This window comes from Streptomyces sp. NPDC058239, assembly GCF_042882185.1.
Lineage (GTDB): Bacteria > Actinomycetota > Actinomycetes > Streptomycetales > Streptomycetaceae > Streptomyces.
In genome coordinates this window covers 14,240-26,634 of sequence record NZ_JBHVWS010000001.1, presented here as the reverse complement: position 1 = coordinate 26,634, position 12,395 = coordinate 14,240, and the positions used below count along the sequence as shown (strand labels likewise).

Genomic DNA, 12,395 nt, shown 5'->3' with positions numbered 1-12,395 from the left:
TTATGCCTGTTCGATCATGCCGATTCCCCGCCGCGCCGGGCCCCGTCGGCCTCCGGACCGGACTGCTCGGATCCGGCCGCGGGCGCCGCGTCGAGCGCCGGACGCACCGGCGCCGGGACGAAGGTCGAAGGAAGCGAAGGGGTGTTCTCCCGGCCCGCATTGGCGATGACCACCGCCACGTACGGGAGCAGAACACCGAGCGCCAGCGCCACGATCGCGACATACCGCTCGACGTTCCACAGTACGGCGGCCAGGATCACCGAAACCGTCCGCACGGACATCGAGATCACATAGCGCCGCTGCCTGCCGCGCACATCGTCCGCGAGCCCCTGCCGGGCCCCCGTGATCCGGAAGACCTCGACACCGCTCTGCTTCCGCATCACGTCTCCACCACCCTTCCCCCAGCGCCTCGCGGGCCGGAGGAGACCTCATTCCCGCGCCGGACGCTCCCCGGACCGGACCGCATCCACCGTACGCCCGGCGTGCGACGGCTTCGAGACCGGGGCACGCCGCATTCGTGCATTTCGGCAGCCGTGCCGCACGTACGGACGCGTCCGACATGCGGCGTACGGTCCACGCGCCGAGACTGGGCGCACATGCGCGACATCACGTCGCACGAGGAGGCGACATGGGCTGGTTGTGGGCAATCATCGTGGGTCTGGTGCTCGGCCTGATCGCCAAGGCGATCCTGCCCGGCAAACAGAACATCCCACTCTGGCTGACGACGATCTTCGGCATCATCGGCAGCGTGCTCGGCAATGCCGTCGCCACCTGGATCGGTGTCAACGACACCAAGGGCATCGACTGGACGCGCCATCTGTTCCAGCTGATCGGCGCGGTGGTCATCGTCGGTGTCGGCGACATGCTGTGGGCCTCGTTCCGCGGCACCAGACACAAGGCCTGAGCCGACAGACGGCCTGGGCCGACAGACGGCCTGGGCCACCGGGCCACACGCACTGCGGCCGGGCACGCGTCACGCGTGCCCGGCCGCAGTGCCGACGTTCAGGGATCAGCCGGTGACCTCGACGGCTGCGAGGTTCTTCTTGCCCCGGCGCAGCACCAGCCAGCGCCCGTGCAGCAGCTCCTCGCGGGCCGGTGCGCTCTCGCCGTCCGTGACCTTGACGTTGTTCACGTACGCACCGCCCTCCTTCACCGTGCGGCGGGCGCCCGACTTGCTCGGAGCCAGGCCGACCTCCACCAGGAGGTCCACCAGTGGGCCGAGCTCCGTGACCTGCGCATGCGGCACCTCGGACAGTGCGGCGCTCAGCGTCGCCTCGTCCAGCTCGCCGAGCTCACCCTGGCCGAAGAGCGCCTTCGACGCCGCGATGACCGCAGCGCACTGGTCGGCGCCGTGCACCAGCGTCGTCAGCTCCTCGGCCAGCGCGCGCTGCGCCGTCCGGGCCTGCGGACGCTCCTCGGTGACCTTTTCCAGCTCCGCCAGCTCCGCCGGGCTCCGGAAACTGAGGATGCGCATGTACCGGGAGATGTCCCGGTCGTCCACGTTCAGCCAGAACTGGTAGAACGCGTACGGCGTCGTCATCACCGGGTCGAGCCAGACGGCCCCGCTCTCGGACTTGCCGAATTTGGTCCCGTCCGCCTTCGTCATCAGCGGGGTCGCCAGCGCGTGCACCTCGGCGCCCGGCTCCAGGCGGTGGATCAGGTCGAGGCCCGCGGTGAGGTTGCCCCACTGGTCGCTGCCGCCCTGCTGGAGGGTGCAGCCGTAGCGCCGGTACAGCTCCAGGTAGTCCATGCTCTGCAGCAGCTGGTAGCTGAACTCGGTGTAGCTGATGCCCTCGTCGGACTCCAGCCGCCGGGCGATGGAGTCCTTGGTCAGCATCTTGTTGACGCGGAAGTGCTTGCCGATGTCCCGGAGGAACTCGATCGCCGACATGCCCGCGGTCCAGTCCAGGTTATTGACCATGACTGCCGCGTTCTCGCCCTCGAAGGACAGGAACGGCTCGATCTGGGACCGCAGCCGCGACACCCAGTTGGCGACCGTCTCCGGGTCGTTCAGCGTGCGCTCGGCGGTCGGCCTCGGGTCACCGATCTGACCGGTGGCCCCGCCCACCAGGGCGAGCGGCCGCAGACCGGCCTGCTGGAGCCGGCGCATGGTGAGCACCTGCACCAGATGGCCGACGTGCAGACTCGCCGCGGTGGGGTCGTAGCCGCAATAGAACGTGACGGGACCGTCCGCGAGAGCCTTGCGCAGTGCGTCCTCATCAGTGGACTGGGCGAACAGCCCACGCCACTTCAGCTCGTCGACGATGTCCGTCACGGTTCCGTGTCTCCTCAGCTACGTGTATCGAAAGGCAACAGTCAGTCTAGGCGGGTCACACGCCCAGGCTCACCGAGCTCATGTTGAAGTCCGGGATCCGCAACGCGGGCATGGCGGCCCGGGTGAACCAGTCGCCCCACTCGCGCGGCAGCGTCTTCTCCGTACGGCCCGCTTCCGTGGCCCGCGAGAGCAGATCCACCGGCGACTCGTTGAACCGGAAGTTGTTCACCTCGCCGACGACCTCGCCGCCCTCGACGAGATACACCCCGTCGCGGGTCAGCCCGGTCAGCAGGAGTGTCGCCGGATCGACCTCCCGGATGTACCACATGCAGGTCAGCAGCAGCCCGCGGCCGGTCGTCGCGGCCACCATCTCCTCCAGCGACTGCTCCCCGCCGCCCTCCAGCACCAGGTTGTCGATCGCCGGCGCGACCGGCAGCCCGGTCAGCCCGGCCGTGTGCCGGGTGGTCGTCAGATGCTCCAGCCTGCCGTCCCGGATCCAGTCGGTCGACGTCAGCGGCAGACCGTTGTCGAAGACGGAAGCGCCGTCCCCCGAGGCATGGGCGATCACGAACGGCGCCGACTCCAGGCCCGGTGCGTGCGGGTCGCTGCGCAGCGACAGCGGCAGCTCGGACAGGGTCTCGCCGATCCTCGTCCCACCGCCCGGCTTGGAGAACACCGTCCGGCCCTCCGCGGCGTCCCGTGCCGTCGACGACCACAGCTGGTAGATCAGCAGATCGGCCACGGCGGTCGGCGGCAGCAGCGTCTCGTACCGCCCGGCGGGCAGCTCGATACGGCGTTCCGCCCAGCGCAGCCGCTGCGCCAGCTCGGCGTCGAGCTCGGCCGGATCGACATCCTTGAAGTCGCGCGTGGAGCGGCCCGCCCAGGTCGAACGGGTCCGGTCGGGGGACTTGGCGTTGAGCTCCAGCGTCCCGTTCGGCTGGTCGTGGCGCAGCCGCAGCCCTGTGGACGTACCGAGGTACGTCGAGGTCAGCTGGTGGTGGGCGAAGCCGTACAGCTCACGGCCACCGGAGCGGGCACGGGCGAAGGCGTCGCCGAGTGCCGGGGCGAACTCCGCGAAGACGTCCGAGCCCGTCTCGGCCGGCGTGTCCGTGAAATCGGGCGACGAGGGCACCCCGCCGACCAGCGGCTGCGCGTCCTCCGCCGGACCGGCCCCGCGCGCGGCGGCCTCGGCGGCCCGCACCAGCGGTTCCAGGTCATCGGCGGTGACTGCGGACCGCGACACCACCCCGGACGCGGTGCCCTGCGCACCGTCGACGGTCGCGATGACGGTCAGGGTCCGCCCCCGCGTCACCCCGTTCGTGGTGAGCGCATTGCCGGCCCAGCGCAGATTCGCGGACGACTCCTCGTCGGCGATGACGACACAGCCGTCGGCGGTGGACAGTTCGAGCGCCCGCTCGACGATCTCGTGCGGCTTGCTGACGCGGCTCATCGTCCGGCCTCCTGCGTCGTATTGAGGATGTTCACGCCCCGGAAGAGGGCGGAGGGGCAGCCGTGCGAGACGGCCGCGACCTGGCCGGGCTGGGCCTTGCCGCAGTTGAAGGCGCCGCCCAGGACATACGTCTGCGGGCCGCCGACCTTCTCCATCGAGCCCCAGAAGTCCGTCGTCGTGGCCTGATACGCGACATCGCGCAGCTGCCCGGCCAGCCTGCCGTTCTCGATGCGGAAGAACCGCTGCCCGGTGAACTGGAAGTTGTAGCGCTGCATGTCGATCGACCAGGACCGGTCACCGACCACATAGATCCCGCGCTCCACCCCGCCGATCAGATCCTCCGTGGACAGCCCGCCCGGATCCGGCTGCAACGACACGTTCGCCATCCGCTGCACGGGTACATGGCCCGGCGAGTCCGCGTACGCGCAGCCGTTGGAACGGCCCAGACCCGTCAGCTTCGCGATCCGCCGGTCCAGCTGGTACCCGACCAGCGTCCCGTCCTTGATCAGGTCCCAGGACTGGCCCTCGACACCCTCGTCGTCGTACCCGATGGTCGCGAGTCCGTGCTCGGCGGTGCGGTCGCCCGTCACATTCATGACGGGGGAGCCGTACGCCAGCTTCCCCAGCTGGTCGAAGGTGGCGAACGAGGTCCCGGCGTACGCCGCCTCGTACCCCAGCGCCCGGTCCAGTTCGGTGGCGTGGCCGATCGACTCATGGATCGTCAGCCAGAGATTGGACGGGTCGACGACCAGGTCGTACGTCCCCGCCTCGACGCTCGGCGCCCGCATCTTCTCGGCCAGCAGCCCGGGGATCCGCTCAAGCTCGGCGTCCCAGTCCCAGCCGGTCCCGGTGAGGTACTCCCAGCCGCGGCCCACCGGCGGGGCGATCGTCCGCATCGAGTCGAACTCACCGGTGGTCCCGTCCACGGCGACCGCGGTGAACTGCGGGTGCAGCCGCACCCGCTGCTGGGTGGTGACGGTGCCCGCCGTGTCCGCATAGAACTTGTTCTCGTGGACGGTCATCAGCGAGGCATCCACATGCGCGACGCCCTCGGCGTCCAGGAGTCGGCTGCTCCACTCGGCGAGCAGCCCCGCCTTCTCCTCGTCCGGTACGTCGAAGGGGTCGATGTCGTACGCCGAGACCCAGGTCCGCTCACCGTGCGCCGGCTCGTCCGCCAGCTCCACCCGCTCGTCGGACCCGGCCGCCGCGATCACCTTGGCCGACAGCTTCGCCATGGCGACCGCCTGTGACGCGACCTTCGCCGCCGCGTCCATGGTCAGATCCACGCCGGACGCGAACCCCCATGCCCCGCCGTGCACCACACGCACCGCGTACCCGAGATCGGTGGTGTCCGAAGTCCCGGAGGGCCGGGCGTCCCGCAGCCGCCAGGACGCACTGCGCACCCGCTCGAAGCGGAAGTCCGCATGGACGGCGCCCAGCGCCCGGGCCCGGGCGAGCGCCGCGTCGGCGAGGGCCCGCAGGGGCAGGGCCAGGAATGACTGATCTACCTCGTGGGGCACAGGGAATTCCCTTCTCGATACACCACGGAAGTGAACCACGCCGGACGGTGACCGCACCCGGGGTTATCGGGCGTTGCCTGCGCACAGCCGGGCGCGGTGCGACCCGGAGGGTGGACCTCTGTAGGAACCCCACAGTGCCCGGGGTGAGGCGCTGTCAGGGGCCGATTCCCCGTGAGGCGGGTGGTACCGATAGGTTTTCGAGGTACCAGACCGCTATCGAAAGGGTGATCCGTTGAGCCGCTCGGTTCTCGTCACCGGAGGAAACCGGGGCATCGGCCTCGCCATCGCCCGCGCTTTCGCCGAAAACGGCGACAAGGTCGCGATCACGTACCGCTCGGGCGAGCCGCCCCAGGCCCTCACCGAGGCGGGCGTTCTGGCCGTCCGGTGCGACATCACCGACAGCGAGCAGGTGGAGCAGGCCTACAAGGAAATCGAGGAGAAGCACGGTCCGGTCGAGGTGCTGGTGGCCAACGCCGGTATCACCAAGGACCAGTTGCTGATGCGGATGTCCGAGGACGACTTCACGTCCGTACTCGACACCAACCTCACCGGCACCTTCCGGGTCGTCAAGCGCGCCAACCGCGGCATGCTGCGCGCCAAGAAGGGCCGCGTCGTCCTCATCTCCTCCGTCGTCGGGCTCCTCGGCTCGGCCGGGCAGGCGAACTACGCCGCCTCCAAGGCGGGTCTGGTCGGCTTCGCCCGGTCGCTGGCCCGTGAACTCGGCTCGCGGAACATCACCTTCAACGTCGTCGCACCCGGCTTCGTCGACACCGACATGACCCAGGTGCTCACCGAGGAGCAGCGCAAGGGCATCGTGTCCCAGGTGCCGCTCGGCCGCTACGCGCAGCCCGAGGAGATCGCCGCCGCAGTGCGCTTCCTCGCTTCCGACGACGCGTCGTACATCACTGGAGCCGTCATTCCCGTTGACGGCGGATTGGGCATGGGTCACTGATCACCATGAGCGGAATTCTCGACGGCAAGCGCATCCTCATCACCGGTGTGCTGATGGAGTCGTCCATCGCCTTCCACACCGCCAAGGTGGCCCAGGAGCAGGGTGCCGAAGTCATCCTGACCGCCTTCCCCCGGCCCACGCTGACGGAGCGCATCGCCAAGAAGCTGCCGAAGCCGGCCAAGGTCATCGAGCTGGATGTGACCAACACCGAGCACCTGGACCGGCTCGAAGGCCTGGTCCGTGAGGAGCTCGGTTCGCTGGACGGCGTCGTGCACTCCATCGGCTTCGCGCCGCAGGACGCGCTCGGCGGCAACTTCCTGAACACCCCGTTCGAGTCCGTCTCCACCGCGATGCACGTCTCGGCGTTCTCGCTGAAGTCGCTCGCCATGGCCTGCAAGCCGCTGATGAGCGCGGGCGGCTCGATCGTCGGTCTCACCTTCGACGCACAGTTCGCCTGGCCGCAGTACGACTGGATGGGCCCGGCCAAGGCCGCGCTGGAGGCCACCTCCCGCTACCTCGCCCGCGACCTGGGCAAGGACGACATCCGCTGCAACCTGATCTCGGCGGGCCCGATCGGCTCGATGGCCGCCAAGTCCATCCCGGGCTTCTCGGAGCTCGCGGACGTCTGGAACACCCGCTCCCCGCTCGCCTGGAACATGGCCGACCCGGAGCCGGCCGGCCGCGGTGTCGTCGCACTGCTCTCGGACTTCTTCCCGAAGACCACGGGCGAGATCATCCACGTCGACGGCGGCGTGCACATGATGGGCGCCTGATCCCGCACAACAGGCTGTGACACGGCCGCGTACCGCCTTCGATCAGGCGGTACGCGGCCGTCGTGCGTCTGCGCCCGGCCCCGACCCGCTCAAGTCGAAAAGATGGTCGATCCACCGCAGAATGTGGTGGAACCGGACTTTTGGTCAGGCTGCGGGGAGGAGGTCGCTGTGCGCTCCACACGTCGCCGAACCTGGGCACTGCTGGCGGCCTCCATAGCCGTCGCCGCACTTCTCGCTCCCCTGGGCATATCCATGGCGGGGCGGGCAGGAGCCGGGGCGTCCGCGCCCGTCGCTCCGAGCCCCGACCCCGCCGGATCCGAATGCCGTACGTCGGTCCGGGGCTCCCGGGTCGTCGCCTACTGCCACAACCCGTACCCCTCCACCGACCGCGTGCAGCTGCACACCGAATGCCGCCGCTGGTGGGACATAGACGCGGACGCCACCCCGGTCGACGTGGGACCGGGACAGACCGTGCGGCTCGACGACCGCTGCTGGAAGGAAATCGGCTCCGTCTGGATCACGCACCGGGTGCAGGACGCGCTTCAACGCCGTCCGGCCTAGTGCCCCTCCCGGCAGGCTTTGCCCCGTCGCCCCGCCCGGTCACGGCACTAGACCCGGTCCACCAGACAGCGCAGCGCATGACTCGCGGCCTCGGCCGCCGCCGTTTCCGCATCCCCCGCCCGGATCGCTTCGACCAGCCGGCCGTGGTCCATGTGGTTCTCCGGTCGCAGCTCATGACCGACATCGACCCTGAGATAGTCGCGCAGCAGATCGCCCAGGTCGGCGTAGAGGCCGGTCAGCACGTCGTTGTGAGAGGCCGCGACCACGGCCAGATGCAGCGTCGCGTCCGCCGCGACGAACGCCTCGGCGTCGCCCGCGGCCCAGGTCTCCTCCCGGCGCGCCATGAGCGCGTCCAGCTGCTTCAGATCCCGCTCGGTGCGCCGGGCAGCGGCCAGCCGCGCCGCCGACGACTCCAGGGTGGAGCGCAGCTCGGCGACATGGCGAGGGTCGGCGGAGGCGAAACGGCGGTGCATCACCCCGGCCAGTTCGCTGGTGGCGACGACATAGGTGCCCGAGCCCTGCCGGATGTCGAGCAGGCCGTTGTGTGCGAGCGCGCGCACGGCCTCGCGGACGGTGTTACGGGCCACCCCCAGCTGCTCCACCAGCTCGGGCTCGGTGGGAATGCGTGAACCCACGGGCCACTCGCCCGAGGAGATCTGATTCCTCAGCTGGGCAATCACCTGGTCGGCGAGTGCCGAACGCCGCGGAGTCGTCAGCGCCATGGTGCTCCTTGCTCGGGTTGCTGGGGTGATGGGAGGTGATGGGGGTTGCTCTGCTTGCAGCGAATGGTCTCAGAGGAGCTCTCGGAGGATTGGACAATCAATCATCCCATGATTCTATGATGGGTCTCATGCCCGACGACGAGACCCAGTACCGGACCCGGACCCTGAGCCCCGCCATCACGGCGGACGCCCCCACGAAAACCCCGGCTCCGCAAGCCCCACAGGCCCCGCAGACGGCACATGCCGCCGCCGGGCCTTCCCCGTGGCTGCTCCGGCTGGTCACCGTCGGGCTCGTCCTCACCGCGCTCAACCTCCGCCCCGCCATCACCAGCCTCGGCGCCCTCCTCGAAGAGGTGCAGGACGGGCTGCACATGAGCGCCGGCGTCGCCGGTGTCCTCACCTCCGTACCGCCGCTCTGCTTCGCGGTCTTCGGCATCATGGCGCCCCGCCTCGCCCGCCGCTTCGGCCCGGGCGCGGTCGTCTGCGCCGGCATGATCGCCATCACGGCGGGTCTGGTGATCCGGCCCCTCGTCGGCGGCACGGCCGGCTTCCTCGCCGCGAGCGCCCTCGCCCTCATGGGCATCGCTGTCAGCAACGTCCTGATGCCGGTGATCGTCAAGCGCTGGTTCCCGGACCGCGTCGGCTCCATGACCGGGCTCTACTCGATGGCCCTGGCCCTCGGCACCTCGCTCGCCGCCGCAGTGACCGTGCCCATGACCAATGCGCTGGGCGGCAGCTGGAAGGCGGGCCTCGGCATCTGGGCCGTGCTCGCCGCCGCCGCGATCCTGCCCTGGATTCCGCTGGTACGGGACCGGCGCGGTACCTCCGGGCAGTCCGCCGCCCACCACCGGGACGTCCCGGCTCTCAGGATCACCCGCAGCCGTACCGCCTGGGGCCTGGCCTGCTTCTTCGGTCTGCAGGCCACCGCCGCGTACATCACCATGGGATGGATGCCGCAGATCTTCCGCGACGCGGGGGTCTCGGCCGGTACGGCGGGCGTTCTGCTCGCCGTGACCATGGCGATGGGCGTGCCGCTCGCCTTCGTCATCCCTGGAGTCGCCACCCGGATGAAGACCCAGGGCCCGATAGTCGTCCTCCTCGGCAGCTGCGGGCTCATCGGATACGCGGGCCTCTACCTCGCACCGGCCGGCGGGGCCTGGGCCTGGGCGCTGCTCCTCGGTATCTCGAACTGCGCCTTCCCGCTCGCCCTGACCATGATCGGCATGCGGTCCCGCAGCGGCGCCGGAGTGGTACGGCTGTCCGCGTTCGCACAGTCCACCGGGTATCTGATCTCGATCCCCGGCCCGCTGCTCGTCGGCGTGCTCCATCAGCACAGCGGTGGCTGGGGGCTGCCGATCGCACTGATGGCGGGCCTCATGGTGCCGCAGATGGTGGCCGGAGTCCTGGCCGGGCGGGACCGGACGATCGAGGACGAATGCTGAGATGCGAGACTGAGCCCATGTCTCCTGTGCTCGACCCGAATCCCCAGAACGGTCAGAAGAAGCTCCTCCTCGTGCTCGGGGCGATGCTGCTGGTCACCGTGATCATCGCGGTGATCGCCTCGGTCGCATCCCCCTGAGCCGCGCGGCCCCGACGGCCGATGGTGGGGCTGGCACCACCATCCCCTAGGGGGCCAGGGTCAGGGTCGAGTGGGTGGGTCACCGGATGGGACCGGCGCCCCCGCATCCGTAGGTTCTGGGTATCAGAACCGATGACCCACGGAGGCGGACATGTCGGCCCGTACGCACACCCGGTCCACCCATCCGGCCACGGGCGGCGTCGAGGTCCGGCTGCCGTGGTGGGCCGTCGCGCTGCCCGCGATCGCGTTCGCCGCGCTCCTGCTGTTGATCGTGGGATCCGGCGAGGCGCACGCGGCGACGACCGACCCCGCGGTCGGCCGGTTGCTTGAGCGAATCATGACCCTGATGACCCGCTGACGGCGCCCGCGCCCACTGCAGGAGCCCTTCAACACCCTGCGCCGGGCGGCACATTTCGTGCGAAGCTGAGGTGTATGAGCGTCGATACACCTCGCAGGATCGTCCTTCTCAGGCATGCAAAGGCGGAATGGTCGCAGGATTCCGACCATGAGCGGCCGCTCGCGGAGCGCGGCCGCAAGGATGCCCCCGTCGCAGGCCGCAAACTCGTCGACTCCGGGATCGTCCTCGATCTGGCCCTCTGCTCGACCGCTGTCAGGACGCGCGAGACGTGGAAGCTGGCGGTGCACGAGATGCCGCACCGTCCCAGGACCGTGTATGAGGAGCGACTGTACGAGGCGTCTCCCGGCGAACTGATCGCCCTGATCAACGAGACCCCCGACGATGTGCACGACCTTCTGGTGATCGGCCACAACCCCGGTATGCACGCCGTCGCCGACGCCCTCTCGGAATCGGCCGAGGGCGACGCCCTGGCCCGGATGAACCGCGGCGGTTTCCCGACCGCCGCCTTCGCCGTCGTCGAGTTCTCCGGTTCCTGGAAGGGCGTGGAGCACGGAGTGGGCAAGCTGGTCGAGTACTGGACGCCCAACGACTGATCCCGCTGTCGTACGGCTCCCGCTGCCGTACGGTTTTCCGCTGTCGTACGAGCAGGGCCCCGGTACGGAAACGACCGGGGCCCTGCTCGTACGCGGGTACGCGTCAGTCGACGAGACCGTCGGCTGCCTCGACCTCCTCGCGGGTGATGCCGAGCAGGTACAGCACCGTGTCCAGGAACGGTACGTTCACCGCGGTGTGCGCGGCCTCGCGGACCACCGGCTTGGCGTTGAAGGCCACCCCGAGCCCGGCGGTGTTCAGCATGTCGAGGTCGTTCGCACCGTCACCGATCGCGACGGTCTGTGCCAGCGGCACCCCGGCCTGCGCGGCGAAACTGCGCAGCAGCCGGGCCTTGCCGGCCCGGTCGACGATGTCACCGACGACCCGTCCGGTGAGCTTTCCGTCGACCACTTCCAAGGTGTTGGCAGAGGCGAAGTCGAGCCCGAGCCGTTCCTTCAGATCGTCGGTGACCTGGGTGAACCCGCCCGAAACCACGCCCACTTGGTAACCGAGCCGCTTCAGCGTACGGATCAGGGTGCGGGCGCCCGGCGTCAGCCGCACCTCGGCGCGTACCTTGTCCACCACCGACACATCGAGCCCCGCCAGCAGCGCCACCCGCGCGTGCAGCGACTGCTCGAAGTCGAGCTCGCCGCGCATCGCCTGCTCGGTGACCTCGGCGACCTTGTCCTCGCAGCCGGCATGGGCGGCGAAGAGCTCGATGACCTCGTCCTGGATGAGCGTCGAGTCGACGTCCATGACGACCAGCCGCTGCGCCCGGCGGCTCAGCCCGGCCGACACCACCGCCACATCGACACCGATTCCGGCGGACTCCGTCGCCAGCGCCGTCCGCAGCTCCTCGGTCCCGGTGCCGGACACCGCGAACTCGACTGCCGTGACCGGGTACTTCGCGAGCCGGAAGATCCGGTCGATGTTCCCGCCGGTCGAGGTGATCGTGGCCGCTATGGCGGCGGTCGACTCCGCGGTCAACGGGTGCCCGAGCACCGTCACATGGGAGCGTCCGTAGCCGCGCGGCCGGTTGTCACCCGTACCGGAGATGATCTCGGCCTGCAGCTTCAGCGAATCGGCCCAGCTGTGCACGGTCGCCCGCAGGTCGCCCTCGGTGGTGCCGCCCGCGGTCGGGGCGGTGACCAGCACGCACAGGACGATGCGGCCACGGGTGACGACCTGCTCGATGTCGACGACATCGACCGAGTAGGCGGCGAGGGTGTCGAAGAGCCCGGCAGTGATCCCGGGGCGGTCCTTCCCGAAGATCTTCACGAGAAGGGTGGGTGTGTCCGTGCCCTGACGGGACTCAGGAGGCTCAGGAAACGGGGAAGACTGAGGTGGCTGAGGTGCGCTCATGGTGCTCCCACCGTATCGGTCCGCCTCATCGCGCCGGAGGCCCGTCCCGAGGACCGGACAGCGCGTCGTCCCCGTACGCCCGCCCGGAGCACAGGCAGGCGACGGACGGCATGCGCTCGGGCACGCCCGGCGACCGAGGGCGGATCCGAGTGGACCCGGATGCCTCGGGCCGGCCTGTTCGCTCACGATCCGCACGCACTCATGCGCACTCATGGGACTTGCCACTCTCCGAGCCCGTTCCTCCCGGTTCGA

At 69.7% G+C, this 12,395-nt stretch carries 14 protein-coding genes; 8 read left to right on the top strand and 6 right to left on the bottom strand.

Annotated features, from left to right (window positions below; translation table 11 throughout):
- Window positions 1–14: 14 nt before the first annotated feature.
- Window positions 15–380, bottom strand: coding sequence for a DUF3099 domain-containing protein (locus ACFVYE_RS00140; protein WP_389603355.1), 366 nt, complete (start codon window positions 378–380; stop codon window positions 15–17).
- 248 nt (window positions 381–628) lie between these two features.
- Here ACFVYE_RS00140 and ACFVYE_RS00135 point away from each other — a divergent pair, with 248 nt between their 5' ends.
- Window positions 629–904, top strand: coding sequence for a GlsB/YeaQ/YmgE family stress response membrane protein (locus tag ACFVYE_RS00135; protein ID WP_383977634.1), 276 nt, complete (start codon window positions 629–631; stop codon window positions 902–904).
- Window positions 905–1,009: 105 nt separating this feature from the next.
- Here the strand turns inward: ACFVYE_RS00135 and tyrS are convergent, their stop codons facing one another.
- Genes tyrS through ACFVYE_RS00120 form a run of 3 tightly spaced genes read right to left on the bottom strand, consistent with a single transcriptional unit; the run spans window position 1,010 to window position 5,245 of the window.
- Window positions 1,010–2,275: a tyrosine--tRNA ligase gene (gene tyrS / locus ACFVYE_RS00130; protein ID WP_383977637.1), complete on the bottom strand. Its 1,266-nt coding sequence runs from the start codon at window positions 2,273–2,275 to the stop codon at window positions 1,010–1,012.
- Between the two features lie 55 nt (window positions 2,276–2,330).
- A complete protein-coding gene (locus ACFVYE_RS00125) occupies window positions 2,331–3,725 on the bottom strand; it encodes a metallopeptidase TldD-related protein (RefSeq protein ID WP_383977640.1) in 1,395 nt (464 codons plus the stop codon).
- On the bottom strand, window positions 3,722–5,245 hold the full coding sequence (locus tag ACFVYE_RS00120) for a TldD/PmbA family protein (RefSeq protein ID WP_383977642.1): 1,524 nt from the start codon (window positions 5,243–5,245) through the stop codon (window positions 3,722–3,724). The genes ACFVYE_RS00125 and ACFVYE_RS00120 overlap by 4 nt, the downstream gene beginning before the upstream one ends.
- Window positions 5,246–5,477: 232 nt before the next feature.
- Between ACFVYE_RS00120 and fabG the strand changes: the two genes are divergently transcribed.
- From fabG to ACFVYE_RS00105, 3 genes are all read left to right on the top strand, one after another.
- Entirely contained in the window at window positions 5,478–6,197 is a 720-nt protein-coding gene (gene fabG, locus ACFVYE_RS00115) for a 3-oxoacyl-[acyl-carrier-protein] reductase (protein ID WP_383977645.1), read from the top strand.
- Window positions 6,198–6,202: 5 nt separating this feature from the next.
- On the top strand, window positions 6,203–6,970 hold the full coding sequence (fabI, locus tag ACFVYE_RS00110; RefSeq protein ID WP_383977647.1) for an enoyl-ACP reductase FabI: 768 nt from the start codon (window positions 6,203–6,205) through the stop codon (window positions 6,968–6,970).
- 168 nt (window positions 6,971–7,138) lie between these two features.
- Window positions 7,139–7,531: a hypothetical protein gene (locus ACFVYE_RS00105; RefSeq protein ID WP_383979377.1), complete on the top strand. Its 393-nt coding sequence runs from the start codon at window positions 7,139–7,141 to the stop codon at window positions 7,529–7,531.
- A 47-nt stretch (window positions 7,532–7,578) separates the two neighbouring features.
- On the opposite strand, the gene ACFVYE_RS00100 is transcribed toward ACFVYE_RS00105, so the two are convergent.
- Window positions 7,579–8,253: a FadR/GntR family transcriptional regulator gene (locus tag ACFVYE_RS00100; protein WP_383979374.1), complete on the bottom strand. Its 675-nt coding sequence runs from the start codon at window positions 8,251–8,253 to the stop codon at window positions 7,579–7,581.
- Between the two features lie 128 nt (window positions 8,254–8,381).
- Here ACFVYE_RS00100 and ACFVYE_RS00095 point away from each other — a divergent pair, with 128 nt between their 5' ends.
- From ACFVYE_RS00095 to ACFVYE_RS00080, 4 genes are all read left to right on the top strand, one after another.
- A complete protein-coding gene (locus ACFVYE_RS00095; RefSeq protein WP_383979371.1) occupies window positions 8,382–9,695 on the top strand; it encodes a CynX/NimT family MFS transporter in 1,314 nt (437 codons plus the stop codon).
- Between the two features lie 26 nt (window positions 9,696–9,721).
- The gene (locus ACFVYE_RS00090) at window positions 9,722–9,832 is read left to right on the top strand and encodes an SGM_5486 family transporter-associated protein (RefSeq protein WP_266365722.1); all 111 of its coding nucleotides are present in this window, start codon (window positions 9,722–9,724) and stop codon (window positions 9,830–9,832) included.
- A gap of 151 nt (window positions 9,833–9,983) precedes the next feature.
- Window positions 9,984–10,190 carry a hypothetical protein gene (locus ACFVYE_RS00085; RefSeq protein WP_383979368.1) on the top strand — a complete coding sequence of 69 codons (207 nt, stop codon included), beginning with the start codon at window positions 9,984–9,986 and terminating at the stop codon, window positions 10,188–10,190.
- A gap of 74 nt (window positions 10,191–10,264) precedes the next feature.
- Window positions 10,265–10,783, top strand: coding sequence for a histidine phosphatase family protein (locus ACFVYE_RS00080; RefSeq protein WP_093895780.1), 519 nt, complete (start codon window positions 10,265–10,267; stop codon window positions 10,781–10,783).
- Window positions 10,784–10,886: 103 nt separating this feature from the next.
- Here the strand turns inward: ACFVYE_RS00080 and serB are convergent, their stop codons facing one another.
- On the bottom strand, window positions 10,887–12,143 hold the full coding sequence (serB, locus tag ACFVYE_RS00075) for a phosphoserine phosphatase SerB (protein WP_389603350.1): 1,257 nt from the start codon (window positions 12,141–12,143) through the stop codon (window positions 10,887–10,889).
- Between the last annotated feature and the right edge of the window lie 252 nt (window positions 12,144–12,395).